This window comes from Arthrobacter echini (genome assembly GCF_008107445.1).
Classification (GTDB): domain Bacteria; phylum Actinomycetota; class Actinomycetes; order Actinomycetales; family Micrococcaceae; genus Arthrobacter_D; species Arthrobacter_D echini_A.
Window position 1 is genome coordinate 184,096 of sequence record NZ_VSLD01000002.1, and the last position, 23,786, is coordinate 207,881.

The following is a 23,786-nucleotide window of genomic DNA, read 5'->3' on the forward strand; positions in this document are numbered from 1 at the left end:
CGGCCTGGCTCTCTACCTCCCGCGGATGATGCGGCGCAGGCGGGACAGCCGCGCGGCGATGTCCCGTTCCAGTCCGCGGTCCGTCGGCTCGTAGTAGTTTCGCTCGGCGAGATCGTCCGGTGCGTACTGCTGCGTGGCGATCCCGTGGGGCGCATCGTGGGAGTACGTGTAGCCCTTCCCGTGGCCGAGCTGCGAGGCCCCGGGATAGTGGGCGTCACGCAGGTGCGCGGGGATGCCCTGCCCGCGGCCTGCCCGCACGTCCGCGATGGCAGCATTGATGCCGTTGTAGGCGGCGTTCGATTTCGGGGCGGTGGCGATGTGCACCACCGCCTCCGCGAGGATGATGCGGGCCTCGGGCATCCCCACGAGCTGCACCGCCTGGGCGGCGGCGACGGCGGTCTGCAGCGCCGTGGGATCTGCCATCCCCACGTCCTCGGCGGCGGAGATCATGAGCCGGCGGGCGATGAACCGGGGGTCTTCCCCTGCCTCGAGCATCTTGGCCACGTAGTGCAGTGCGGCGTCGACGTCTGATCCGCGGAGCGACTTGATGAACGCGCTGGCGACGTCGTAGTGCTGGTCCCCCGCCCTGTCGTAGCGCAGGGCGGCCACATCCACGGCCTTCTCCGCGTGCTCGAGCGTGACGAGGGCGGGAAGGGATTCCTCGTCGCCGCCATCCTCATCCTCCGGGGGCCCGGCCGGGTGCTCCCCGGCTCCGGCAGGATCGGCCGCGGGACCGGAGCTCCGTTCCGAGCGGGCGACGCCGGCCGCGGCCTCGAGCGCCGTCAGCCCTCGCCGGGCGTCACCGGCCGCCAGCCGGACGAGGTGCTCGAGCGCCTCGTCGGAGACCTCGACCGATCCCGCCAGCCCGCGCTCGTCGTCGACGGCTCGCTGCAGCAGGCCGCGGATGTCCTCCTCGTCGAGCGGCCGGAGCGTCTGCAGCAGCGAGCGGGACAGCAGGGGCGAGACGACGGAGAAGGATGGATTCTCGGTGGTTGCGGCGATCAGCACCACCCATCCGTTCTCCACGCCGGGCAGCAGGGCGTCCTGCTGGGCCTTGTTGAAGCGGTGGATCTCGTCGAGGAACAGGACCGTGGTCTGGCGGTACAGATCGCGGGTGGTCAGGGCCTCGTCCATGACCCGGCGCACGTCCTTGACCCCGGCGGTGATCGCGGAGAGCTCCACGAACGTGCGTCCCTGGCCGCGCGCGATGACGTGGGCGAGCGTCGTCTTGCCGGTGCCGGGTGGCCCCCAGAGGATCACCGACGAGGGAGCCGCATGCGCTCCGGGATCCTGTTCGCCGGCGAGGGTACGCAGCGGCGAGCCACGGCCCAGCAGATGCTGCTGGCCCACCACCTCGTCCAGGGAACGCGGCCGCATCCTCACGGCCAGGGGGCTGCGCGGTCCACCGGAGGCGCGTCCCGGCGAGGCGGGGCCGTCGTCCTCGGCTGCTGCGCTGAAGAGATCATTCACGCGCTCCACGTTACTGTGGGCTCCTGACGACGCCCGCGCCATCGTGCCCGGCAGCCGACCACGAAGGACACGCCATGGCCCAGACCAGATCGGTCCTCCTCGAAGCACACCGCCTCGAGGGCTGGCTCACCCGGTTCCTCGCGCGCAACGGCCCCTACACCATGGAACCCGATCCAGGCTCGGAGGCCTCGGTGCGCATCATCGCCGCCAACGGGTGCGCCGCAGTGCTGACGCCCCCGTTGCCGGCCGGTCCCCGGAGCAGCCTGTCGGCGCCGTTGTCGGGTGGTCACGGCGTCGGCTCTGGGTCCCCCTCCCTGACCCGCGACCACGGAGCCGACCTGGTCGCGGCGCTGCTGGGCCGTCTCGATCTCTCCCTTCCCGTGGGCCTGCTCCTGATCCGCCGCGGAGGCTACTCGGTGGGCGTGGCCCGCCAGGGGCGGATCCTCGCCTCCAAGACCGGCACGCGCTACGTCCAGGGCAGGACGGCGGCCGGCGGCTGGTCGCAGCAGCGGTTCGCCCGCCGGCGGGCGAACCAGGCGGCGGGCCTCGTGGAGGAGACCGCGGGGCGCGCTGCTGCACTCCTCGCGGCGCACCCGCCGTCGTCCCTGCAGCTCGGCGGGGACAGGACCCTCGCCGGCCAGGTCCTGGCGGAGCCGATCCTCAGAGCATGGGCGGGTCTGCCGCAGACGCCCTTCCTGACGGTGCAGGATCCCCGGTACACCGTGCTCGAGGAAGCCGCGCGTTCGGCACTCTCGATCCGCATCACCGTGACTGATCCGCCGGTCGCCAGCTGACTCCGGAGGCCACCAGCGATTGAGCGAGGGGATCCCTCGATGCGGGTGATCAGCGACCGTGACGGACGCCGCTGACCATCGCGCTTGATCATCGGCTCGCGGCGGCTGCCGTCCGCAGGGACTCGATGGCGACGGCGGCGTCGTCCGCTCCATACACCGAGGAGCCGGCCACGAACACCGTGGCTCCGGCGTCCGCAGCCCGTTGGATGGTTTCGGTCGTGATACCGCCGTCCACCTGGACGACCAGGGGAAGACCCGCGCCCCGGATGGCCTCGGCGGCCCTGCGGATCTTCGGCAGCGTGAGATCCAGGAAGCTCTGCCCGCCGAAGCCGGGCTCCACCGTCATCACCAGGAGCATGTCGAGTTCCGCCAGCATGTCCAGATACGGCTCCACAGGAGTGGCCGGCCGCAAGGCCATACCCGCCCGGGCACCGGCGTCGCGCAGCCCGCGCGCCAGTCTCACCGGTGCGGCAGCCGCCTCCGCGTGGAAGGTCACCGACGCCGCCCCCGCCTCGGCGTACTGCGGCGCCCAGCGGTCGGGGTCCTCGATCATGAGGTGCACGTCCAGTGGCAGCGGGCTCACCTCGTGGATCCGCTGCACCACCGGGAGCCCGAGGGTCAGATTCGGCACGAAGTGGTTGTCCATGACATCCACGTGCACGGCATCGGCGGTGCCGATGCGCTGCAGTTCCGACTCCAGATTGGCGAAGTCCGCTGAGAGGATGCTCGGGTTGATACGGATCACTGTGGTTCCTTTCACGTGCCTGCGGAAGAGCTGCCGCGAGGCCTCAGCGGGTCCTGCGGAGCAGGGCGAGATACATGGCATCCGTGCCGTGGACATGGGGCCAGAGCTGTGCGCTCATCCCGTGGCCGGCCTGCAGCGGGCCGCCGATGCTCACGGCATCGAGCGCGGCCCCGGCGTCCAGGCGCTCGAACTCGGGCCGCTTGCGCAGGCAGTCGTCCACCACGGCGTCGGTCTCCGCGTGGTGTGGGGAACAGGTCACGTACGCGACCACACCGCCGGGCGCGACGGCGTCGAGCGCGGAGGTCAGCAACTCGCGCTGGAGAGGTGCCAGGTCCACGAGATCTGCCGGTCGCCGGCGCCAGCGCGACTCCGGTCGACGACGGAGTGCGCCGAGCCCGGTACACGGTGCATCGACGAGTACGCGGTCGTAGCTGCCCGGCTCCTCGGCGCCCACGTCCCGGCCGTCCCCCACCCGGACCGTCCACGACTCCTCCGGCAGGGGGCGCAGGGCCTGCCGCACCAGCTGCGCGCGGTGCTCGATCGGCTCGTTCGCGACCACGTGGACGCCGGTGTCCTGCCCGAGCGCCGAGAGCAGTGCGGTCTTGCCGCCCGGTCCCGCACAGAGATCGAGCCAGCGCTCGGGTTCGGTGCTGTCCACCTCGACGGCGGCGAGCGCGCGCGCCACCAACTGGGAGCCGGAATCCTGAACGCGGAGCGTGCCCGTGCCGATGCCGGGGAGCCGGCTGATGTCACCGCCTGCGTAGTAGGCGGAGTCGGGAGCCAGGCGTCCGGGTTCGGCACCGTCGTCGAGCACCTCCTCGAGCGTGCCGAGCCCCGGCAGCGCCACGAGATGCACGAGGGGCGCCGCGTTGTCGGCGGCGAGCAGGCTGTCCAGCTCCGCGACGTCGCGCCCATGGGCCACGAGTGCCTGGCGGAAGGCGCGGACGATCCACTCCGGGTGGCTGTGGGTGAGGGAGGCGATCGTGACGGGGTCCGTCAGTCCGGTGACCAGGTCGTCGACCCAGCCCTGGAGATCGCGCGCACTCACCTTCCGGAGCACGGCGTTCACGAGCGACGAAGGGCCGGCCCCGATGACCGCCCGGACCAGGCCGACGGTCTGGTCGAGTGCGGCGTGCGCCGGCACGCGCATGGCAAGTAGCTGGTGCACCCCGATCCGCAGGGCGTCCAGCACCGCGGGGTCCAGTTTACCGAGGGGCCGGTCCACGCACCTGGCGAGGACGGCGTCGTAGGTCCCCTGACCGCGCAGTGCCCCGTAAGTGAGCTCCGTGGCGAAGCCGGCGTCGCGGCGGTCGAGGCGGTGCTTGCGGATGCTCGCGGGCAGGACGAGGTTGGCATAGGCATCGTCCGCAGCGACGGCCCGCAGGACCTCGAACGCCACGAGGCGTGCGGGATCGGCACGGCGTGTGCGCTGCGACGGCGCCGCGTCGGAGAACTGCCGCTGCCCACCACGATTGCGTTCGCGACCCTGGTCGTCGCGCCGGCGATGGGCTCCCTGCGCGGGGCCTCCGGTTCCACCCGCCTCCCCCGCTCGTCGCGGACGATTTCCGTCCCGTGACCCGCTGCCGGATCCTGCGCTTCCCGTCATACGAACACCAGCTCTCCGCGCGCTGCCGCGCCTCGTGCCCAGTCGAGGGCATCCATCATCTTCTTGCCCGCCGGCTGGAGGCGCCCCAGCCTGACGGGCTGCGAGCCCGTGCCCACGAGGACGTTCCTGCCGTCCACGCGGAGCACTCCGGGGCCCAGGGCCTCCTGCGGTGGAGTGGATTCGCCGGTGGCCACTGCGGACGCCGCGTCCGTGACCGGCCCGAGCTTCACGCGCTGGCCGTCGAGGGTGGTCCACGCTCCCGGCTCCGGCGTGACGGCGTTGATGCGGCGTCGTACGGCGACGGCCGGCTGGGACCAGTCGATCCGCGCGTCGTCGATCGTGAGCTTGGGCGCGGCGCTCGGCTCGCCGGTCTGCGGTGTGGGCGTGAGTTGCCCGGCATCGATCCCGGAGAGCGTCTGGACGAGCAGGACGGCGCCGCTGTGCGAGAGGCTCCCGAGCATCTCACCGCTCGTGGCCGAGGGCTCGAGCGTCTGGGTCATCACCCCGAGGACCGGCCCCGTGTCGAGGCCTTCCTCGAGGAGGAATGTGGTCGCGCCCGCCACGTCGTCCCCGGCCAGGACCGCGTGCTGCACGGGAGCCGCACCCCGCCACGCCGGGAGGACGGAGAAGTGCAAATTGACCCAGCCGTGCCGGGGAACCATCAGTGCGGCCGGCGGGACGATGCCGCCGTACGCGACGATGGCCGCGGCGTCGAGTTCGAGGCCCGCGAGTTCGGCGACGAGTTCGGGTGTGAAGCGGTTGGCCTTCAGGACCGGCAGTCCCAGCTCGACGGCGACGGCGGCGACGGCGCTGGGCGTGAGGATCCTCCGCCGCCCGACCGGCGCGTCGACGCGCGTGAGGACGGCCGCGATGTCGAAGCCGGCGTCGACGAGAGCGCGGAGTGACGGGACCGCGACCTCGGGCGTCCCCGCGAAGAGGATCCTCACCGGCTGGCCCGGGTGCCGGTGGGATCCGCGGAGCGCGCCGGTGGTGCCGACGATGCGCCCTGCACGAAGCTCGAGCCGAGGGTGCGCGACCGCTCAGCCGCCGTGCGGGAGGTCACCCGGTTGTAGTCGGCGCGCCGGATGGCCCGGAGCGCGTTCTTGCGATCCTCGCCCACGAGCCGGTCGATGTAGAGCGTGCCACCGAGGTGGTCCGTCTCGTGCTGCAGGGCGCGGGCCAGCATGCCGGTTCCCTCGACCACGATCTCGTGCCCCGAGACATCCACTCCGGAGACCCGGGCCCAGTCCGTCCTGTCGATGTAGCTGCCGACGCCGGGGACGGACAGGCAGCCCTCGACGTCGGACTCCCCCTGGGACGGTCCGGCGGTCTCCAGCACGGGGTTGACCACGTGCCCCTCGACGCCGTCCACGCGATACGTGAAGACCTGCAGGCCCACGCCGATCTGGGGAGCGGCGAGACCGGCCCCCTGGACATCGATCATGGTCTCGGTCATGTCCTCGATCAGCCGCGCCAGCTCGGGCCCGAAATCCGAGACCGGGGCGGCCGGCGTGCGGAGGATCGGATCGCCGATCATGCGAATACTCAGGACGGACATCGGTGCTTCGTTCCTCACGTCGGTCGCGCCGCCCGGCGGAGGACGCGGGCAGCACGGTTCGGTCGGCGTGGCCGGGGCCACGAGGTTCCCGTCAATCCTAGTGCCGGGTCACCGACCGCTCGCTCGGGCTACTCCGTGAGAGGATCCGGGTCCCCGGGTGCGGCCGCCGCCGACATCCGGAGGAGGCGACGGAAGCGACGTCCGGTGACGTGACAGGGGGGCGACGTCGAGGAGTTGCTCAGGCGGAGTGCGTCGAGTGGGCTGATTCGTCCGCCGGGGTCCTGGCCGGCGGAGGTCCGATGGGCAGGAGCGCCCGGCCGGCCTCCTCAGCCTCCAGCCCCGCCTCCCAGGCGCGGCGCAGGGCGCAGAACCGCAGCCAGTGCTGCTTCAGGACCGCCGGGTTGGCCCGCATGGCACGTACCTCGGTCTGGCCGACGGCGACGCCGAGCAGGAGGGGTTGGTCCCCGTGCGCCCATGGGCCCCACCGGCCCTGCTCGGGATCCACGAGGGACTCCTCGGCCTTCATCCCTGCGACGAGCTGCATGACCACCTTGTCGTCGAGTGCCTTCACGAACCCGTCTCGATCGGTCTTCTTGGTCTTGTAGTCGATCAGGCAAGTACGTCCGCCGATCGTGGCGACGAGGTCCAGGGTGCCCGCGTAGCCCAGCGTCGCGTTCCAGACGGTCAGCTCCGCCTCGATCGGGCGGACGTCGTACAGCTCCCACCATTCGTCGAAGCGCTGGGCGAAGCCACCCTCCTCGTGCTCCTCTAGTGCGAGCCGGGCGGCGTCGACCTCGTCGGGCCGCCCGAGCGCCCGCAGCGCCACCTGCTCGCAGTAGTGGTGAACGCGGGTGCCGCGCAGTGCGGCGTCGTCGCGGTACCGCTCGGCTGCCGTCGCCGCCTCCCGCACTGCCGTCCTCAGTTCCGAGGGCTTGCCGAGCGCCCCCGGCAGGCGCGGGTCCCGGGAGAGCGCGCTGGCTGCCATGTGACCGAACCACCCGCCCAGCGAACTGGGCAGCTGCGAGATGACGGTGGTGATCGACGGCACCGTGGGCTGCTCGGAGGTGGATCGGGCGTACATCCTGCCGTGCGGTGTCGCGTGCGCGAGGAGGGGTGCGGTCATGGTTCCACTCTCCCAGATCCCTCTGACAGACCGGTCCCGCGATGGCGCGCCGGCGGCAGGATCCGGCCCCGTCATGCCTGCCGCTGGATTGGACGAACCCCCGGACGTCCTATAGTGTTTCCTCTCGTTGGAAAACGAGGAATCACCGTTGGATGCACGGCATCGTGCGATGGTTCCGAAAGACTTTTTCTTCTGCGGACGTAGCTCAGCTGGCTAGAGCACCACCTTGCCAAGGTGGATGTCGCGGGTTCGAATCCCGTCGTCCGCTCGCAAGTCACCGTAGGGTCGGAACTCACCGGCCGCCGAAGCGATTCGGTCATGGTGGGGTGGCCGAGAGGCGAGGCAGCGGCCTGCAAAGCCGTATACGCGGGTTCGAATCCCGTCCCCACCTCACTACGGTACGAGCACCATGGAAATGGGCGATTGGCGCAGCGGTAGCGCGCTTCCCTGACACGGAAGAGGTCACTGGTTCGATCCCAGTATCGCCCACCACAGCGTCCCTTCGGGGACGCTTTTCTTTGCGGACGTAGCTCAGCTGGCTAGAGCACCACCTTGCCAAGGTGGATGTCGCGGGTTCGAATCCCGTCGTCCGCTCTCGGGCCGAACGTCGGCCATTGCCCGGTCCTGGCGAGGACCGGGCATTTTTTGTGTCCCCGGGATCCGCTGCGGCCGCGTGGTGACGACGCCACAGGACATCCCTCCCACCTGGCCTAGGATGACTGCACGGAGACGGACCACGTCTCCATGACCGAAAGGAGGTGTCCGTGGGTTTATTGGACGGGCTCAAGGGCAAGGCCGGCACCCTCGCGGGTAAGGCAGGCGAACTCGTTGGCGACAATGCCGACAAGGTCAAGGACGGTCTCGGTAAGGCTGGCGACTTCGTCGACAGCAAGACCGGTGGCAAGTACTCGAACCACATCGACGGGGCGCAGGACAAGGCTTCGGAGATGGTCGACAGATTCGACAAGAAGGACGGCAACGACGACGTCAGCCCTCCCCCGCCGGCCGTGTGAATCCCAGCCTGGCAATACAGAAGCGCCGGTACCGCCGAGAGGCGGCACCGGCGCTTCTTGCGTCCGTCGAGGATCTAGCCGGGCACCTCACTGCCCTGACGGGCGAGCGCTGTGAGGCGGGAGACCGCCCGGTAGTACTTCTTGAGGTAGCCACCGCTCATCATCTCGTCCGTGAACAGATGGTCGAAGGTGGTCCCGCTGGCCATGATCGGCACGTCGCGGTCATACAGGCGGTCGGCCAGGACCACGAAGCGCAGGGCGACGGACTGCTCGGTGATGGTCCCGACGTCGTGCCAGGCAACGGCGTCGACGCCATCGAGCAGTTGGCGGTACCGGCTGGGATGCACATCGGCGAGGTGTCGCACCAGTTCGGTGAAGTCGTCCTCCGCGACGACTCCTGCCGGGTACGTCGCGATGCGTTCCCGGAGCGACTCCTCGTCCAGTGCCTCCGGGGCCTCGGGCAGTCCGCGGTGCCGGTAGTCCTCGCCATCGATCCTGGCCACCTCGAACTGGTCGGCGAGGACCTGGATCTCGCGCTGGAAGTCCTCCGCCGCGAACCGGCCGTCCCCCAGCGACCCTGGCAGCGTGTTGGACGTGGCGGCGAGTTTGACGCCGGCGTCGGCGAGTTCGCGCATCAGCCGCGACATCAGCACCGTGTCGCCGGGATCGTCGAGCTCGAACTCGTCGATGCAGACCAGGCTGTAGGTGCTGAGCGCGTCGACGGTCTTCCGGAAGGTCAGGGCGCCCACCAGATTGGTGTACTCCACGAAGGTCCCGAAGGCCTTCCGGCCCGAGGATGCATGCCAGAGCGAGGCGAGCAGGTGGGTCTTGCCGACACCGAAGCCGCCGTCGAGGTAGATGCCGGCCCTCGTGGTCTCCTTCTTTCCTCCGCCGAACAGCTTGCGCAGGCCCGACGGCTTGGACTCGTCGACCGACGCGGCGAACTCGCGGAGCTTGGCGACGGCCGCGGACTGCGACGGCTGTTGCGGGTCGGGGCGATAGCTGTCGAAGGACACGTCCCCGAAGCGCGGCGAGGGGTAGAACCCTCCCAACAGCTCATCGACGGAGACCTTCGGTGCGCGCTCGGTCAGGTGTTCGATGGTTGGCACGGATCTTGCTGCTTTCTGTCGCCTGCAGGAGGAGGGCGCGCGCCCGGAGCGGTCGCTGCGCACAGCAAGACTACGGCACCCGGACCTGCTGGAAACTGCGGATTTACCCGTGGACCTACCGTGGTACCGGTGGCCGTCGCAGTCCTCGGGACTAGGCGCTGAGGAAGATCTCCAGTGCTGTTCCATCGGGATCGCGGAAATTGACGGCGGTCCCGTAGGAGGCGTCCACGAGACCGCTGTGTTCCACCCCGAGGGTACTGAGGTGATCGGCCCATGCCTGCAGCTCCTGCCGCGTGTCGACCCCCAGCCCCAGGTGGTCCATTCCGGGCCTGAATGGCGTGAAGATCTCGCCGGTGGGACGGGCGTGCTGGGTCAGGCCGAGATTGGTCCCATCAGGAAGGGTGAAGAGCCGCCGCTCCAGATTGTCCCCGGACAGCTCGCCCGAGGGCGGGAAACCCAGCACTCGCTCGTAGAACGCCGTGCTGATCTCCAGATCGTTGACGGTCAGGGCAAGATGATTGATTCCGGTGACGGTAGGCATGGTTACAGTCAACCGCACCCGGGCAGAGGATGGGCCGGTCCGCGGTCCGCCCCGTGGACTAGATTGAGGTCCTCGACGTCAGGAGCATTTCGTGCAGATCCACCACTCACTACTTCGGCGCTGCGTGGAGCTCGCCTCGGAGGCGCTCGACGCCGGCGACGAGCCGTTCGGATCGGTCCTCGTAGGCGCTGATGGTGGGGTCCTCCACGAATCCCGCAACAGGGTCAGCGGAGGGAACGCGACCCTCCATCCCGAATTCGCCATCACACAGTGGGCCGTGGCGGAACTGACGGCCGAGCAGCGCGCCGCCGCGAGCGTCTACACCTCCGGGGAGCACTGCCCCATGTGCAGTGCAGCGCACGCCCTGGTAGGTCTCGGACCGATCGTGTACGCGTCGAGCACCGAGCAGCTGTTCTCCTGGCTCCGGGAATGGGACCAGGAGCTGCCCGCCTTCGCACCCCTGCCCATCGCCGAGGTCGCTCCGGACGTGGAGATCTCTGGTCCGTTCCCCGAGTACGAGGGTGTGATGAAGGCCCTCCAGGCGCGAGCCCGCAAGATCGTCCGACCCGTCCCCGGCGGATCCTAGTAGGGGGAGCCGGCGGAGAGGACGGTCAGCCCGTCGGCCACGACGACGCCGTCGTGCAGGACCGTGCGGTCGGTGCCGCGGTCCATGACGGCGGACGTGATGGTCTCACCGTCCACCAGCACCAGATCGGCGCGATCGCCCACGGACAGGCCGGGCCGGTCTCCGACGGAGGCCAGTCTCGGCACGTCGCGATCCATGATCGAGGCACCACCGATCGTGGCGACGGCTAGCGCGTGTCCGATGAGCTCGTCCCTGCGGAAGCCGTTGACGAAGGCCAGCTGCCAGGTGCGGTCGAGCAGATCGCAGGTGCCGTAGGGGCTCCAGTAGTCGCGCTGCCCGTCCTCGCCGAGCCCGAAGCGCACACCGGCGTCGGTCAGCTGATCCAGGGGAAGGTGGTTCGAGGTGCTCGGGGCCACGGACGTCATGGAGATGTCCAGCTCGGCGAACGTGTCGATCAGGCGTCGGCTGGTGGACTCGTCCACGCTCCCCAGCTCGTAGGCGTGCGAGAGATTTACTCGTCCCTGCATCCCCAGAACCCGGGTGCGTTCGGCGATAAGATCCGCCGAGAAGACCCCCATGGTGCCCGGTTCGTGGAGGTGGATGTCCACATCCACCTGGTACTTCTCCGCGAGGCCGAAGACGACGTCGAGGTGACGCACGGGATCGCGGTCCAGTGCGCACGGGTCGATGCCGCCCATGACGTCGGCACCGGCCCTCAGCGCATCCTCCAGGTACTTCTCCGTACCGTCCTCCAGCAGGATGCCGGCCTGGGGGAACACGATGATCTGGACCTCGGCCTCGGCCGCGAACTTCTCCTTCGCGGACACGACGGCCTCGTATTTCTCCAGCTTGCAGTCCACGTCCACCTGCGCGAAGGAGCGCACTCGGGTGGTACCCCTGGCGATCATGCGTTCCAGGGTGCCTGCCACACGCTCCTCCAGGCCGATCTCGGCGTCACGCCAGTGCTCGCGGTCGTTGCTCATCATGCCCCACACACCCGGCCGGCCGGTGTGCTCGCGGAAGGGCAACCCGATGCGGGTGGAATCGAGATGGACATGGACGTCGGTGAAGGACGGCAGCAGGATACGGCCCCGGCCCGGTACTTCTCCTGCGCCCGGCCGGCGCTGCGGATCATGGGGAGAGACCGACGCGATCCGCCCCTGGTCGATCACGACGTCGCTCGCTTCTGCGGCCCACGGCCTGACGTTGCTGATGAGCATGGTGCCCCTCCTCGTTCCTCGGACCAGTGCATTCGGCGCGACCGGATGCAGAGCTCGCGGCATGATCCCCCCTTCCGGCCCGGTCGGGTCCGCCAAGAGGTGGAGGAAATGTGTGCGCGTTCGCCCTGCTTGCCGACGAGATTGAGGAACTCGACGGGACGGGCGGGAAATCCATGCGTCCGCATTTCCCTTCGGCACTACAGATTGCCAGAGGATGTCTCGCGGAGCATCATCGGGACGGAGGTGAATACGTCACCTGCAACCGGCCCGGGAGAACAGAAATGACACGTGGACCTGCAGCGCGCACCGTCGGGATCACGGCGGAAGCCGGACCGCCGAGCGGAGGTAGGGATGCGACAGAGCACGCCTTCGACCAGGGGTACTGGGACCAGATCTGGGCAGGGGACCGCGCAGCGGCAATGGGCGGCGCTCGACCCAGTCCCCACCTCGTCCGCGAGGTCGCGCACCTGCCGCCGCGCAGCGCCCTCGATGCAGGCTGCGGCTCAGGTGCCGAGGCGAGATGGCTCGCCGAGCGAGGCTGGACGGTCACCGGAGCGGACATCGCCGCCGCAGCACTCGACCGCGCGGCGGAGCGGGCTGCCGCTGCCGGGGTCACCGAGCGGACCCGCTGGCTCCAGGTGGACCTCTCGACCTGGGAACCGGACGAGTCCTACGACCTGGTCACCACGCACTACGCTCATCCCGCGATGCCCCAACTGGACTTCTAGGACCGCATCGCCGGGTGGGTACGCCCCTCGGGAATCCTCCTCATCGTCGGTCACCGAAGGCACGAATGGGCACGGGCACGATCAAGGGCACGATCGGTCCGGGAGCGACGGCGGCGGGCATGATGCCGGCTCCCCACCGGCCTCGGCCTCAGCGACGGCGGCCGAGATCGCCGCCCGCCTCGAGCCCGCGCAGTGGCGGATCCTGACCTCCGAGGAGTCACGCCGCACGGTGTCCGACCACGACGGTCACGGCACCACGCTTCAGGACGTCGTCGTCAGGGCCACCCGACTCGCGTGACCCTGCCGCCCGCCGGACGGTCGACCGTCTCGTCGACCAAGCACGAGCGCCGAGGAGTCCGGTTCCGTGGAACCGGACGCCTCGGCGCCCCGGGCAATCGTGTTCGCGCTCGCCTCGGAGCTCCGAGGCCGCGACCCTACCTCTTCAGGTGCGAGGTCCGGCGTAGCCGCGTGTTGACGAATTCGCCCATACCCCAGCGACCGAGCTCCCGACCGAAGCCGGAGCGCTTCACTCCGCCGAAGGGCAGGCCGGGCAGCGTGGTGCCGTGTTCGTTGACGTAGGCCATGCCGACGTCGAGCTGATCGGCGACCTCCTGGGCCCGGGCGATATCGGTGCTCCACACCGAACCACTCAGACCGAAATCGACGTCGTTGGCGAGAGCCACGGCTTCCTCAGGTGAATCCACGCCGTAGACGACGGCGACGGGGCCGAAGATCTCCTCCGAGTACGCGTCCATGTCCTTGGTGACTCCGGAGAGTACTGCAGGCTGCATGAAGGCTCCATCACCCTCGGCGGCCTGACCGCCCACATGGAGGGTGGCACCCTGCTCCACCGCACGCTGCACCTGCGCCACGACGCGGTCCCGAGCCTCCACTGAGGACAGCGGACCCATCTGGGTGTCCGACTTCGTCGGATCACCGACCTGCACGTTCTCGAACACCGAGACGACCGTGGAGAGGAATGCGTCGAACTCCGAGTTGGGGACGATCATCCGCTTGGGAGAATTGCACGCCTGTCCCGCGTTGGAGAGCCGCGCTTCGGCTGCGATCTCAGCCGTCTTCTGCACTTCGCCGTCGTCGAGCACGATCAGCGCGTCCGATCCGCCGAGTTCGAGCACCACCTTCTTGAGGTTCTTCCCCGCCGTCTCCGCGACTGCCGCGCCGGCCCGCTCGCTGCCGGTGAGGGAGATCCCGCGTACCCGAGGATCGGCGATCATCTCGGCAATCTGCTCATTGCTGGCGAAAATATTGATGTATGCGTCTTCCGGGATTCCGGCAGTATGCATGATCTCGGCCATCAATTCGGAGGACGCCGCACAGATGGGCGCGTGCTTCAGCATGACAGTATTTCCCGCCATGAGATTAGGACCCGCGAATCGCGCTACCTGGTAATAGGGGAAGTTCCACGGCATCACTCCGATCAGCGGACCGACCGCCTCGGTCTGCGTCATGGACTCGTCCGCGCCCTGAGGGTCGAGTAGTTCCGGCTCGAGCAATTTCGGTCCGTTCTCGGCGTACCAGCGATAGATCGCCCCGGACAGCTCGGCTTCTCCTACCGCCTCCGCGAGTGGCTTCCCCATCTCGCGTGCGATCAGCTCGGCCAGTTCGTCCTTCCGGGCATCGTAGGCATCGGCGACCTTCGACAGTAGCTGTGCGCGTTCCTCAACCGGAACGTCGCGCCATGATGCGGCGGCACGATCCGACCGCTCGATGATCCCGGCAACCTCGGTGTCCGCCAGTGTCGTGAATTCCTGCTCGGTTTTGCCCGTGGCAGGATTGGTCAATGAATACGTCGTCATCTCTTCACCATATGCCGACGACAAGTCCACTGTCGATTCTTCGAAGATCGACGCGTCCAATCTCGTAAAGAATCCCCACGAGGGAATAAAGCAGCATTCCTTATTGCTGTGTAGTTTCCAACAAAAGCGCTTCTGTGCCATTGATCAGGCGCCAGCAGTGACCAGTAAGCCGCTGGCGGGCGCGGACGGAAGATCGCTCAGGTTCGTCTCGGTGAATTCCGCCTCCGACAGTGAGCGGACGGGTTCCTCCTCGATGCGGAAGCGCAGGGCTATCTGAGGTCGGCGCTCCCCGGAACGGAAGGACGCCGGAAGCAATGTCCCGACGACCTCGTTAGGCTGGGTAGCAAGACAGAAGCAGTGTCCCCACAGCTACGCGAGAGGCCCCCATGACCCTGGCTCCAGATACGCAGGACAAGTTCGCCGAGTACGCCCATCCGGAACGGCTCGTCTCCACCGACTGGCTCGCCGCCAACCTCGACACCGATGGCCTCGTGGTCGTCGAATCCGACGAGGATGTCCTCCTGTACGAGACAGGGCACCTGGCGGGTGCCGTCAAGATCGACTGGCACACCGAGCTCAACGACGAGGTGACCCGCGACTACATCGACGGCGAGGGATTCTCGCGACTCATGGCCTCCAAGGGCATCTCCCGGGACACCACCGTGGTCATCTACGGTGACAAGAGCAATTGGTGGGCGGCCTACGCACTCTGGGTCTTCACGCTCTTCGGTCACGAGGACGTCCGACTGCTCGACGGCGGCCGCGACAAATGGATCGCGGAGGGCCGGCCGATCACCACGGACCGCCCTGAGATCACCGCCACCGAATACCCGGTCGTGGAGCGCAACGACTCCGTCATTCGCGCCTACCTCGACGACGTGCTCGAGCACTTCGGAAAGCCGCTGATCGACGTCCGCTCCGGCGACGAATACACGGGCGCCCGCACCACCATGCCCGCCTACCCGGAGGAGGGCGCCCTGCGCGGTGGGCACATCCCCACCGCACAGTCTGTCCCCTGGGCCCGCGCCGCAGCCGAGGACGGCAGCTTCCGCACCCGCGCCGAACTCGATGCGATCTACCGCGACGAAGCCGGCCTGAAGGACGGGGACGACGTGGTGGCTTACTGCCGCATCGGCGAGCGCTCCAGCCACACCTGGTTCGTGCTCACGTATCTGCTCGGCTTCCAGAACGTCCGCAATTACGACGGCTCATGGACCGAATGGGGCAACGCCGTCCGCGTGCCGATCGTGAAGGGCTCCGAGCCCGGCGAAGCCCCGGTGCTCCCGTCGCGGTCGTCGCGATGACCACTGAGGCCATCCCGTCGAAACTCGCGGAGATCATCGACGACTTCCAGGATCTGACGGAGCCGGATCGCCTGCAGTTGCTGCTGGACTTCTCGCGCGAGCTCCCCGAGTTGCCCGAGCGCTACGGGGAGCATCCCGAACTGCTGGAGCGGGTAGTGGAGTGCCAGAGCCCGCTGTTCCTGACCATGGAGATCGGTGACGCACCCGAGCGGGCCGTGCACCTGTTCTTCTCAGCACCGCCTGAGGCTCCCACCACACGCGGGTTCGCCGGCGTGCTGCTCGAGGGGCTCGACGGACTCCCCGCAGCGGAGCTGCTCGCGGTACCCGACGACGTGCCGGACCGGCTCGGTCTCACCCGTGCCATCACGCCGCTGCGGATGCGGGGCATGAGCGCCATGCTGGGCCGGATCAAGCGGAAGATCAGGGAAGCGCAGTAACGCTTCCCCACGGCCGTCCGCCACCAGGGAGGACGCGGCCGTACAGATGCGCGTGGAGCCAGCGTTCGACGGCGGCCTCCCAGCGCTGCGGGTCCACGTTCCACTCCTTGGTGTGGCGTGCCCGCTGGAAGCGTTCGAGCGTGACGAACGCCGGGTTCTTCGCGGCCAGGGCCGCGGATGGCCCGATCGGCACGAACTCGTCGTCCTCACTGTGCAGGATGAGGGTAGGCAGAGTGAGCTGTTCCGCCCGGGCTATCCAGTCCATGCTCCGCAGGTCCAGGGGCGCCGCGAGACCCGTGATCCTGCGCGCACGGCGGCTCGCGAGCAGATACTGACCCAGCCGCCCGACGGGCGCCGGAATGCGGTTCAGCGCGGCATGGTGCGCCAGGACCTCGATCCAGTTGATCACCGGTCCGTCGAGCACCACCGCGGTGATACGGCGACGGTGCCGCGAGAGATCCGCGGTCTGGAGGACGATCGCGCCACCCATCGACCACCCGAAGAGGACCACGTCTCGCGCCCCGTGCGAGACCGCGAAGTCGATCGCGGCGTCGACGTCGTGCCACTCGGTCATCCCGAGTCCGTAGCGGCCGTCCGGCGCAGACGGCGCCTCGCCGTCATTCCGGTAGGACACGACCAGGCTGGTCAGCCCCAGGGACCGCGCGGGGGTGAGCGCGCGCAGCGCCTCGGCACGCGATGCTCCGCGACCGTGGACCATGATGGCCCAGGTACGGGCGGGCGCCTCGGCCCGTACCAGCCAGGCGGGCGCCACGCCCCCCTCCACGGGGACGAGCACCTCCTCCTCGGCAAAACCCATCGCGGCCGGCGAGGGGTACACGGCTCCGCCCCACCAACCACGTGTGGCTGTTTCCAGATCACCCGTGTAGACGGTCTCCACGTCCCGCTCGACGGTGCCCTCACGGGGAACGTAGGAGCGGATCGCTCCGATCCGGGCATGACCGGCACCCTGCTGGAAGTACAGGCTGTAGGTCCCGTCGACCGTCGTGTCCTCATTGGCCGGCAGAATCACGGTCCGGCTGCCCCCCGAGCCGACGACGGCGAGGATGTCGAGATTCTCGTCCCTCGTACGTGCAGGCGTCACGATCTGCCGGGCGAAGAAGACGGCGAGTCCCGAGACCACGCCGGCCATCGAGGACGCAAGGGCCGCACCCGCCCCCACCCCCAACGCCGTCCACCTCAGCCAGGGAGCAGTGCCGCTCCGGACCACCGTCGCAGACCTCTTCGATGCCATAGCTTCCTTTCTACCCTGCCCACCCAGCGTCGTCGATCCACGCCACGGTGCCGCAGTACAGTGGCGCAATGACGCAAACAATCCTTGTGCTCGCCGAGGAAGCCCTGACGCACCCCGATCTCCTCAATCTGCAGACCCTGCAGGGAGACGAGCCGGCCGAGGTGGTGATCCTGATTCCGGAGGAGCGCAACGAGTCCGTCCTGGGTCAGTTCTTCCGCCATCTCGGGCTGCTGGAGGTCGGTGAAGCGTTCCGGTCGTTCTCGGCGGACGATCGCCGGCAGGACGAGGTGGAGGCCCGTACCGCCCTCGAGCAGTCCCTTCAACTGCTCTCCCGGGAGGGTTTTTCCGCGTCGGGCCATACGACGACGGGCGATCCGGTCGACGCCCTCGTCGAGGAGGCCGGCACGAGGGCTGCGGTGCAGGCCATGGTCATCACGCGGCCCCATGCGTTGGCGGACACCTTCCACACGGACTGGGCCAATCAGGCCCAGGACAAGCTGGGCATCGCGGTGCTCCATGTCTATGCGGGAACGGGATTTATCGGCGACTCCTAGGCGTTATGAAGAGTATGACTACTGAATCAGAAATCTACCGCCCGGAAATCGAGAAGTCCGACGAGCAGTGGCGCCAGGAACTCTCCCCCCAGGAGTACGCGGTACTGCGCAAGGCGGGCACGGAGCGCGCCTATGCGGGCGAGTACTACGACGAGAAGACCGCGGGGACGTATGCGTGCCGCGCCTGCGGCGCCGAACTGTTCACGAGTAATGAGAAGTTCGACTCGCACTGCGGCTGGCCCTCCTTCTGGGCGCCGCTCGCCGAGGACAAGGTGCGCTATCTGCACGACCGCTCCATGGGTATGGAGCGCATCGAGGTGCGCTGCTCGCGCTGCGACTCCCACCTCGGGCATCTGTTCAAGGGCGAAGGCTTCGACACCCCGACCGATCAGCGCTTCTGCATCAATTCCATCTCCATGAAGCTCGTCGAGGCGCAGTAGCAAGTCCTGCTCGTCGCTCCTTCGGAAGGCCGGCCCTCGGGCCGGCCTTCCTCGTACTGGTCAAGCGACGCTGGTCCACGAGACGGTCCTGCGATCAGTCAGCGTAAGAGTTACTTCACAATGAGCTTCCTGAGTATAAGTAGCGCTGTCTTCAACGCTAGGCTTCTTGCAAGGATCAGCGACGACGAAGAGGAAGCAGGAGCCATGACCATCAGCACACTGGCACCGGTAGACAGCAGCCCACAGGCCACCCCGGCGTGGCAGGCGCTCAAGGAAGCGGTGCACGGGCTGCGCCTCCTGCAGGTCAAGGACGGGTCCATCCCCGAGACCGGGGACCACGACGAAGCGTGCCGGCTGGTGGCAGCCATCACGGCGGCGGTGCAGGATCTGGCGCCCCGCTTTCCTCACGACGCCGAGTACCTGCAGCGGACGGTCGCGGCATTCGAGGCGTGGCAGGGCAGCGCCTTCGCCATCCCGGACTTCCTCGAGCCGCTCCTGGCCTTCCAGCCGCAACAGGACCGCCTCGACGGGCTCCAGCACCTCGTCGTCTTCCCGATGTACACCCAGAACGGCAGCACCAACCGGTTCGTCGAAGCCGTGCTCATCGAGGTGCTGTGGCCGGAGTTCATCGCCGAGCTCGAGGCCGGCGACTACTCCAACGCCCTGTTCGTCCCGATTCGGTTCCTCGATTTCACCGAGGGCTACGACACCAATTCGGCGGTCCTGTTCCCGGAGACCGTCGCCGTGAGCTCCACGCCGACATTCACCTGGGGTGCCATCTTCGCCGACCGCGAAGCCGCACGCTTTCGCCGCGTGGTCAGGGCCGCAGCCGACATCACACGCCTGGATCTGCCCGCCGACGCCCTCGAGCTCCTCGACGACCAGCAGCTCACCGAGGAGACCTTCGTCATGTGGGACCTCATCCACGACCGCACCCACATGCGTGGCGATCTGCCGTTCGATCCGTTCATGATCAAGCAGCGCATGCCCTTCTTCCTCTACTCCCTCGAGGAGCTGCGCTGTGACCTCACCGCGTTCCGCGAATCGGTGCGGATCGAGAAGGACGAGGACGCCTCCCCCGAGGCGCGCAGGCACGCGAAGCTCGTCCAGTACGCCGTGATCTTCGATCGCATCTTCCGCTTCAGCATCACGGGCAGCCGCGTCCGCAACTACGACGGCCTGGGAGGACAGCTCCTGTTCGCCTGGATGCATCAGCACCATGTGCTGCACTGGACCGACACCAAGCTGACGATCGACTGGGAGGAAGCGGCCGACGTCGTCGTCGCCCTCGGTGAGCAGATCGAGCAGCTGTACTGGCGCTCCATCGACCGGCCCAAGATCGCCCACTGGCTCGCCGCCTACGAGCTCGTCTCCGCGACGGTCACCCCGCACCCCGCCTCGGTGTGGGCGAAGGGCCCGGACGCGCTCGAGCTCACCGGTCCGCCCCGGGCGCTCACCGACGCCGTGCTCGACGACGAGTTCCCGCTCTCCATGTTCTTCGAGGCGCTCGACCGCAAGATGAAGCCGGTCATCGAGTCCACAGCGGGCATCACGGCGGACTCCGCATGAGCGCGCCCGGCGCACAGCGCACCGCCGTCGTGGCCGGGGCCACGAGTGCTTCGGGAATCGCCCTGACCCACAGGCTCCTGGAGAAGGGCGCTGACGTGGTGGCCGTCGGCTCCGACGCCGGACGTCTTGCCGCGGCCTACGCGGGCCTCGACGGCGTGGGCCGGCAGGTGTGCGACCTGACGGATGAGGCCGCCGTCGCCGACCTCGCGGGCCGGGTCCGGCAGGACCACGGTGGAGCCGACGCCCTCTTCCATCTCGTGGGCGGTTGGCGCGGCGGCAAGGGCATCACCACCCAGCGCACGGACGACTACGCCTTCCTCCACACCTCGGTGTTCCTCACGCTCTTCAACACGAGCAGGGCCTTCTACGACCAGCTCGCGGACCGGGGCGGCCGGATTGCCGCGGTCTCCGCGACGGCGGTCGCCAGGCCGACCGCCGCCAATGCCTCCTACGCAGCCGTGAAGGCCTCGGTGGATGCCTGGCTGCAAGCCGTGGCGAACGGCTTCACGAAGGACGGGGTGGAGGCGGCGTCCACCGCCATCGTGGTCAAGGCCCTCGTGGACGATGCCATGCGCGCCGAGCAGCCCGAGCGATCCTTCCCGGGCTTCACGCACGTCGACGATCTCGCGACGATTCTCGTGTCCCTCCTGGACACCCCGGCCGCCGAAATCAACGGAGCCCGCATCGACGCCGGTCGGGGATAATGGTCCAGTGACCGACACCATGGATGTTCCCGCTGTGAACCACGCGCCCACGAGCCTGCACGATCGCACCCTGCGCAGCTTCGCCTCCGACAACTACTCGGGAGTGCATCCCGAGGTCCTCACGGCGCTGGCCGCCGCGAACGAGGGGCACCAGGTGGCGTACGGCGAGGACCAGTACACCGCCCGGCTCCTCGAGGTGATGGAGCACCACTTCGGCGACGGCATCTCCATCTTCCCCGTCTTCAACGGCACGGGGGCGAATGTGCTCTCGCTGCAGTCGATCCTCCCGCGCTGGGGTGCCGTGATCTGCCCGCAGACCGCCCACATCAACGTGGACGAGAACGCCGCTCCGGAGCGCGTGGGCGGGATCAAGCTCCTCACCGTCCCCACTCCCGACGGCAAGCTGACCCCGGCGCTCATCGACCGGGAGGCCTGGGGCTGGGGGGACCAGCACCGGGCGCAGCCTCTGGCCGTGTCCATCACCCAGACCACCGAACTGGGCACGCTCTACTCCGTGGCCGAGATCAGGGCCATCGCCGACCACTGCCACGCCAAGGGCATGCGCCTTCACATGGACGGGGCGCGCCTCGCGAACGCAGCGGCTGCACTCGGCCAGCCCCTGCGCGCCTTCACGCGCGACGCCGGAGTGGACATCCTCTCCTTCGGCGGCACGAAGAACGGCCTCATGTTCGGCGAGTGCATCGTCGTGCTGAACCAGGAAGCATCCACCGGTCTGGACTACTTGCGCAAGCTGAACATGCAGCTCGCCTCGAAGATGCGCTTCGTCTCGGCGCAACTGATCGCCTTGCTCGAGGGTGACCTGTGGCTCCGGTCGGCCTCCCACGCCAATGCCATGGCCGCCCGCCTGACGGAGGGTGTCCGCGGCATCGAAGGTGTGACCCTGACTCAGGAGACCACGGCCAACGCGGTCTTCGCCATCCTCCCTCCCGGCGCCGCCGATCGCGTCCGCGAGAGCTTCCGGTTCTACGACTGGGACCTCGCAGCAGGCGAGGTGCGCTGGATGTGTTCGTTCGACACCACGGAGGACGACGTCGACGCCTTCGTCGAGGCGATCCGCCGGGAAGCGGGGGCCTGACCCGAGCCGCACGCCTGCTGCTCGGCGATCCGGCCGCGGCCGGCAGGTAGGGCAGGGAAGGCCTCCTCGGCGCGCCGCCCTCCGTCCGGCCGACCCAGCGCATAATCTGCGGTGGTGAGTGCAACCGGTGGCGTGTCGCAGCTTCCCGCGGAGTTCGTCGATGCCCTGACCGCACTCCGGGCAGCAGTGCGTCGCAGCCCCCTCCGCCTGGAGGAGATCCCCGCACCCTCTCGTCTCGCCCCCTTCGCCGTTGCCCTCGGGGCCGACATCGTGGACCTCCCGTCCACGGGACCGTTCTCCCCGCAGCGCCCGTTCACCCCCGCACCGGGACCGGAGGAGCTCGCCACCGGCCGTTTCATCCTGCTCTACGACCCGCAGGGCTCCTCCGTGTGGAACGGGAAGTTCCGGATCGTCACGTACATCCGCGCGCAACTCGAATCAGCCATGGGAGAGGACGCGCTCCTCAGCTCGGTCGCCTGGACCTGGCTCTGCGAGGCGCTCGAGAATCACGGGGCCCGCCACCACAGCATTGCGGGCACAGCAACCCGGATCCACTCCGAGAGTTTCGGCACCCTCGAGGATCGCGCCGACACCATCGATATCGAGCTGAGGGCGTCCTGGACGCCGGAGGTCGCGGGTATCCGCCGCCACCTCGAGGCGTGGGCGGAGCTGGTCTGCATGTTCGCCGGTCTGCCCCCGCTCCCGGAAGGCGTGACCCACCTGCCCCACCGCCGGTCCTGAAGTGTCGGGAACCAACGGGGTTAGACTGCGAGGACCATGAGTGCCCATACCTCCGAACAGACGGACAGCACCACCTCCGCTGCATCCGCCGTCGAACCCGAAGCCCCCGCTCTCCCACTCCTGAACGAACCGCAGGACGGCGTTCCCCTCGTCATCGACACACGGGCCGGCCTCGAACGGGCCGCAGCCGCCCTGGCTGCAGGAACCGGGCCGGCGGGCGTGGACGCGGAGCGGGCCTCCGGATTCCGCTACGGACAGCGGGCGTTCCTGGTGCAGATCCGCCGCCAGGGCTCCGGCACCTGGCTCATCGATCCCGAACCGTTCGACGACCTCCGCCTCATCGACGACGCGCTCGCGGGCGTCGAGTGGATCCTCCACGCCGCGAACCAGGACCTGCCCGGGCTGGCAGACCTCGGCATGCACCCCAGCAGGCTCTTCGACACGGAACTCGCCGCCCGGCTCGCCGGTCTTCCCCGGGTGGGACTCGCCGCGGTCATCGAGTCCCAGCTCGGCTTCACCCTGGCGAAGGAGCACTCCGCCGCGGACTGGTCCAAGCGACCCCTGCCCGAACCCTGGCTCCGCTACGCAGCACTCGACGTCGAGGTCCTCGCAGAGCTGCGCGACAAGCTCGCCGCCCTGCTCGACGAGGGCGGCAAACTGTCCCTCGCGGAGGAGGAGTTCGAGCACATCCGGCGCACTCCGGCGGCGGAACCACGGGTGGATCCATGGCGCCGGACATCAGGACTCCACCAGTTGCGCGACAGACGACAGATCGCCGCGGTACGGCAGATCTGGCTCGAACGCGAGGAGCTCGCACAGCGCCGCGACGTCGCCCCCGGACGCCTCATCCCCGATTCCGCGATCATCGCCGCTGCAAAGGCCATGCCGGGCACCGTTCCTCAGCTACTCGCCACGAAGGGCTTCCATGGGCGGGCGGCGCAGAAGGAGGCTCCGCGGTGGCTGCGGAGCATCAGCGAGGCCCGGAACCTCACCGAGCTGCCTCCGCTGCACATCCCGACGAACGCGCCCCCGCCCCCGCGCACCTGGCCCGAGCGGGATCCCGAGGCCGCCGCCCGGCTGCAGACTGCCCGCCCCCGTGTGGCGCGTCGGGCGGAGGACCTCGGCATGCCCGTGGAGAATCTGATCACCCCGGATCACCTCCGCCGCGTCGCCTGGCGTCCCCCCGCCGAGATCTCGCTGGAGAGCGTTTCGGCGGCACTGACCGATCTGGGGGCCCGCCGCTGGCAGATCGAGCAGGTCGCAGCGATCATCACCGTGGCCTTCCTCGACCCCGAACCTCTGATCGACAAGAATCAGCAGGACGTCCGCGTCGCTCCCGGATCCTGATTCCGGACGCGGAGCATTGGTTGCACGCCATG

At 68.7% G+C, this 23,786-nt stretch carries 24 protein-coding genes and 4 tRNA genes; 17 read left to right on the plus strand and 11 right to left on the minus strand.

Features of this window, described 5'->3' with window-relative positions; genetic code table 11:
• Positions 1 to 12: 12 nt before the first annotated feature.
• Positions 13 to 1,470 (minus strand): replication-associated recombination protein A, encoded by a 1,458-nt coding sequence (locus tag FQ377_RS05460; protein WP_262364296.1) that lies wholly within the window; start codon positions 1,468 to 1,470, stop codon positions 13 to 15.
• A gap of 74 nt (positions 1,471 to 1,544) precedes the next feature.
• Between FQ377_RS05460 and FQ377_RS05465 the strand changes: the two genes are divergently transcribed.
• Positions 1,545 to 2,264 (plus strand): acVLRF1 family peptidyl-tRNA hydrolase, encoded by a 720-nt coding sequence (locus tag FQ377_RS05465; RefSeq protein WP_148600248.1) that lies wholly within the window; start codon positions 1,545 to 1,547, stop codon positions 2,262 to 2,264.
• A gap of 88 nt (positions 2,265 to 2,352) precedes the next feature.
• Here FQ377_RS05465 and rpe read toward each other — a convergent pair whose 3' ends face one another.
• The 5 genes from rpe to FQ377_RS05490 form a co-directional block, all read right to left on the minus strand.
• Entirely contained in the window at positions 2,353 to 3,009 is a 657-nt protein-coding gene (gene rpe, locus FQ377_RS05470; RefSeq protein WP_262364297.1) for a ribulose-phosphate 3-epimerase, read from the minus strand.
• 43 nt (positions 3,010 to 3,052) lie between these two features.
• Positions 3,053 to 4,615 carry an RsmB/NOP family class I SAM-dependent RNA methyltransferase gene (locus FQ377_RS05475; protein WP_148600249.1) on the minus strand — a complete coding sequence of 521 codons (1,563 nt, stop codon included), beginning with the start codon at positions 4,613 to 4,615 and terminating at the stop codon, positions 3,053 to 3,055.
• Complete coding sequence (locus FQ377_RS05480) at positions 4,612 to 5,562, minus strand: methionyl-tRNA formyltransferase (protein WP_148600250.1); 951 nt, start codon at positions 5,560 to 5,562, stop codon at positions 4,612 to 4,614. The genes FQ377_RS05475 and FQ377_RS05480 overlap by 4 nt, the downstream gene beginning before the upstream one ends.
• Positions 5,559 to 6,173, minus strand: a complete 615-nt coding sequence (gene def / locus FQ377_RS05485; protein WP_148600251.1) for a peptide deformylase — start codon at positions 6,171 to 6,173, stop codon at positions 5,559 to 5,561. The genes FQ377_RS05480 and def overlap by 4 nt, the downstream gene beginning before the upstream one ends.
• Before the next feature lie 238 nt (positions 6,174 to 6,411).
• Entirely contained in the window at positions 6,412 to 7,296 is an 885-nt protein-coding gene (locus FQ377_RS05490) for a cytochrome (RefSeq protein WP_148600252.1), read from the minus strand.
• A gap of 194 nt (positions 7,297 to 7,490) precedes the next feature.
• On the opposite strand from FQ377_RS05490, the gene FQ377_RS05495 reads away from it, so the two are divergent.
• The 5 genes from FQ377_RS05495 to FQ377_RS05515 all read left to right on the plus strand — a co-directional run bounded on the left by FQ377_RS05495 (position 7,491) and on the right by FQ377_RS05515 (position 8,309).
• Positions 7,491 to 7,564, plus strand: a tRNA-Gly gene (locus FQ377_RS05495).
• Positions 7,565 to 7,616: 52 nt separating this feature from the next.
• Positions 7,617 to 7,687: transfer RNA gene (locus FQ377_RS05500), tRNA-Cys, on the plus strand.
• A gap of 26 nt (positions 7,688 to 7,713) precedes the next feature.
• Positions 7,714 to 7,788: transfer RNA gene (locus FQ377_RS05505), tRNA-Val, on the plus strand.
• Positions 7,789 to 7,816: 28 nt separating this feature from the next.
• Positions 7,817 to 7,890 (plus strand) — tRNA-Gly (locus FQ377_RS05510).
• Between the two features lie 170 nt (positions 7,891 to 8,060).
• Complete coding sequence (locus FQ377_RS05515) at positions 8,061 to 8,309, plus strand: antitoxin (RefSeq protein ID WP_148600253.1); 249 nt, start codon at positions 8,061 to 8,063, stop codon at positions 8,307 to 8,309.
• 74 nt (positions 8,310 to 8,383) lie between these two features.
• Here FQ377_RS05515 and zapE read toward each other — a convergent pair whose 3' ends face one another.
• Complete coding sequence (gene zapE, locus FQ377_RS05520) at positions 8,384 to 9,418, minus strand: cell division protein ZapE (protein WP_148600254.1); 1,035 nt, start codon at positions 9,416 to 9,418, stop codon at positions 8,384 to 8,386.
• 151 nt (positions 9,419 to 9,569) lie between these two features.
• Positions 9,570 to 9,959, minus strand: coding sequence for a VOC family protein (locus FQ377_RS05525; protein ID WP_148600255.1), 390 nt, complete (start codon positions 9,957 to 9,959; stop codon positions 9,570 to 9,572).
• 91 nt (positions 9,960 to 10,050) lie between these two features.
• Between FQ377_RS05525 and FQ377_RS05530 the strand changes: the two genes are divergently transcribed.
• Positions 10,051 to 10,545 (plus strand): nucleoside deaminase, encoded by a 495-nt coding sequence (locus FQ377_RS05530; protein ID WP_148600256.1) that lies wholly within the window; start codon positions 10,051 to 10,053, stop codon positions 10,543 to 10,545.
• On the opposite strand, the gene FQ377_RS05535 is transcribed toward FQ377_RS05530, so the two are convergent.
• Positions 10,542 to 11,765, minus strand: a complete 1,224-nt coding sequence (locus tag FQ377_RS05535; protein WP_148600257.1) for an amidohydrolase family protein — start codon at positions 11,763 to 11,765, stop codon at positions 10,542 to 10,544. The genes FQ377_RS05530 and FQ377_RS05535 overlap by 4 nt on opposite strands.
• 281 nt (positions 11,766 to 12,046) lie before the next feature.
• Between FQ377_RS05535 and FQ377_RS14980 the strand changes: the two genes are divergently transcribed.
• A complete protein-coding gene (locus FQ377_RS14980) occupies positions 12,047 to 12,493 on the plus strand; it encodes a class I SAM-dependent methyltransferase (RefSeq protein WP_222861843.1) in 447 nt (148 codons plus the stop codon).
• Positions 12,494 to 12,927: 434 nt separating this feature from the next.
• Here the strand turns inward: FQ377_RS14980 and FQ377_RS05545 are convergent, their stop codons facing one another.
• Positions 12,928 to 14,310, minus strand: coding sequence for an NAD-dependent succinate-semialdehyde dehydrogenase (locus tag FQ377_RS05545; protein ID WP_148600258.1), 1,383 nt, complete (start codon positions 14,308 to 14,310; stop codon positions 12,928 to 12,930).
• Positions 14,311 to 14,696: 386 nt separating this feature from the next.
• Here FQ377_RS05545 and FQ377_RS05550 point away from each other — a divergent pair, with 386 nt between their 5' ends.
• Both FQ377_RS05550 and FQ377_RS05555 read left to right on the plus strand, forming a co-directional pair.
• Positions 14,697 to 15,614 (plus strand): sulfurtransferase, encoded by a 918-nt coding sequence (locus FQ377_RS05550; RefSeq protein ID WP_148600259.1) that lies wholly within the window; start codon positions 14,697 to 14,699, stop codon positions 15,612 to 15,614.
• Positions 15,611 to 16,051 (plus strand): SufE family protein, encoded by a 441-nt coding sequence (locus FQ377_RS05555; protein WP_148600260.1) that lies wholly within the window; start codon positions 15,611 to 15,613, stop codon positions 16,049 to 16,051. Before FQ377_RS05550 ends, FQ377_RS05555 begins: the two co-directional genes overlap by 4 nt.
• On the opposite strand, the gene FQ377_RS05560 is transcribed toward FQ377_RS05555, so the two are convergent.
• A complete protein-coding gene (locus FQ377_RS05560; protein ID WP_148600261.1) occupies positions 16,035 to 17,303 on the minus strand; it encodes an alpha/beta hydrolase family protein in 1,269 nt (422 codons plus the stop codon). The genes FQ377_RS05555 and FQ377_RS05560 overlap by 17 nt on opposite strands.
• A gap of 68 nt (positions 17,304 to 17,371) precedes the next feature.
• Here FQ377_RS05560 and FQ377_RS05565 point away from each other — a divergent pair, with 68 nt between their 5' ends.
• From FQ377_RS05565 to FQ377_RS05595, 7 genes are all read left to right on the plus strand, one after another.
• The gene (locus FQ377_RS05565) at positions 17,372 to 17,857 is read left to right on the plus strand and encodes a hypothetical protein (RefSeq protein ID WP_148600262.1); all 486 of its coding nucleotides are present in this window, start codon (positions 17,372 to 17,374) and stop codon (positions 17,855 to 17,857) included.
• Positions 17,858 to 17,871: 14 nt separating this feature from the next.
• Complete coding sequence (gene msrB, locus FQ377_RS05570; protein WP_262364298.1) at positions 17,872 to 18,297, plus strand: peptide-methionine (R)-S-oxide reductase MsrB; 426 nt, start codon at positions 17,872 to 17,874, stop codon at positions 18,295 to 18,297.
• Between the two features lie 204 nt (positions 18,298 to 18,501).
• Positions 18,502 to 19,866, plus strand: a complete 1,365-nt coding sequence (locus tag FQ377_RS05575; RefSeq protein WP_148600264.1) for a DUF6421 family protein — start codon at positions 18,502 to 18,504, stop codon at positions 19,864 to 19,866.
• A complete protein-coding gene (locus FQ377_RS05580; protein ID WP_148600265.1) occupies positions 19,863 to 20,570 on the plus strand; it encodes an SDR family NAD(P)-dependent oxidoreductase in 708 nt (235 codons plus the stop codon). Before FQ377_RS05575 ends, FQ377_RS05580 begins: the two co-directional genes overlap by 4 nt.
• Before the next feature lie 19 nt (positions 20,571 to 20,589).
• A complete protein-coding gene (locus FQ377_RS05585) occupies positions 20,590 to 21,666 on the plus strand; it encodes a threonine aldolase family protein (protein WP_148600537.1) in 1,077 nt (358 codons plus the stop codon).
• 114 nt (positions 21,667 to 21,780) lie between these two features.
• Complete coding sequence (locus FQ377_RS05590) at positions 21,781 to 22,407, plus strand: DUF3000 domain-containing protein (protein ID WP_148600266.1); 627 nt, start codon at positions 21,781 to 21,783, stop codon at positions 22,405 to 22,407.
• Between the two features lie 36 nt (positions 22,408 to 22,443).
• A complete protein-coding gene (locus tag FQ377_RS05595; protein WP_148600267.1) occupies positions 22,444 to 23,754 on the plus strand; it encodes an HRDC domain-containing protein in 1,311 nt (436 codons plus the stop codon).
• The last annotated feature ends 32 nt before the right edge of the window (positions 23,755 to 23,786 follow it).

Coding starts and splice junctions, on each gene's coding strand:
- msrB (WP_262364298.1), top strand. CDS start 17,872: ATGACTACTGAATCAGAAATCTACCGCCCGGAAATCGAGAAGTCCGAC.
- FQ377_RS05525 (WP_148600255.1), bottom strand. CDS start 9,959: ATGCCTACCGTCACCGGAATCAATCATCTTGCCCTGACCGTCAACGAT.
- FQ377_RS05595 (WP_148600267.1), top strand. CDS start 22,444: ATGAGTGCCCATACCTCCGAACAGACGGACAGCACCACCTCCGCTGCA.
- FQ377_RS05475 (WP_148600249.1), bottom strand. CDS start 4,615: ATGACGGGAAGCGCAGGATCCGGCAGCGGGTCACGGGACGGAAATCGT.
- FQ377_RS05535 (WP_148600257.1), bottom strand. CDS start 11,765: ATGCTCATCAGCAACGTCAGGCCGTGGGCCGCAGAAGCGAGCGACGTC.
- FQ377_RS05550 (WP_148600259.1), top strand. CDS start 14,697: ATGACCCTGGCTCCAGATACGCAGGACAAGTTCGCCGAGTACGCCCAT.
- FQ377_RS14980 (WP_222861843.1), top strand. CDS start 12,047: ATGACACGTGGACCTGCAGCGCGCACCGTCGGGATCACGGCGGAAGCC.
- FQ377_RS05565 (WP_148600262.1), top strand. CDS start 17,372: ATGACGCAAACAATCCTTGTGCTCGCCGAGGAAGCCCTGACGCACCCC.
- FQ377_RS05555 (WP_148600260.1), top strand. CDS start 15,611: ATGACCACTGAGGCCATCCCGTCGAAACTCGCGGAGATCATCGACGAC.
- FQ377_RS05580 (WP_148600265.1), top strand. CDS start 19,863: ATGAGCGCGCCCGGCGCACAGCGCACCGCCGTCGTGGCCGGGGCCACG.
- FQ377_RS05545 (WP_148600258.1), bottom strand. CDS start 14,310: ATGACGACGTATTCATTGACCAATCCTGCCACGGGCAAAACCGAGCAG.
- FQ377_RS05575 (WP_148600264.1), top strand. CDS start 18,502: ATGACCATCAGCACACTGGCACCGGTAGACAGCAGCCCACAGGCCACC.
- FQ377_RS05585 (WP_148600537.1), top strand. CDS start 20,590: ATGGATGTTCCCGCTGTGAACCACGCGCCCACGAGCCTGCACGATCGC.
- FQ377_RS05490 (WP_148600252.1), bottom strand. CDS start 7,296: ATGACCGCACCCCTCCTCGCGCACGCGACACCGCACGGCAGGATGTAC.
- FQ377_RS05465 (WP_148600248.1), top strand. CDS start 1,545: ATGGCCCAGACCAGATCGGTCCTCCTCGAAGCACACCGCCTCGAGGGC.
- def (WP_148600251.1), bottom strand. CDS start 6,173: ATGTCCGTCCTGAGTATTCGCATGATCGGCGATCCGATCCTCCGCACG.
- FQ377_RS05560 (WP_148600261.1), bottom strand. CDS start 17,303: ATGGCATCGAAGAGGTCTGCGACGGTGGTCCGGAGCGGCACTGCTCCC.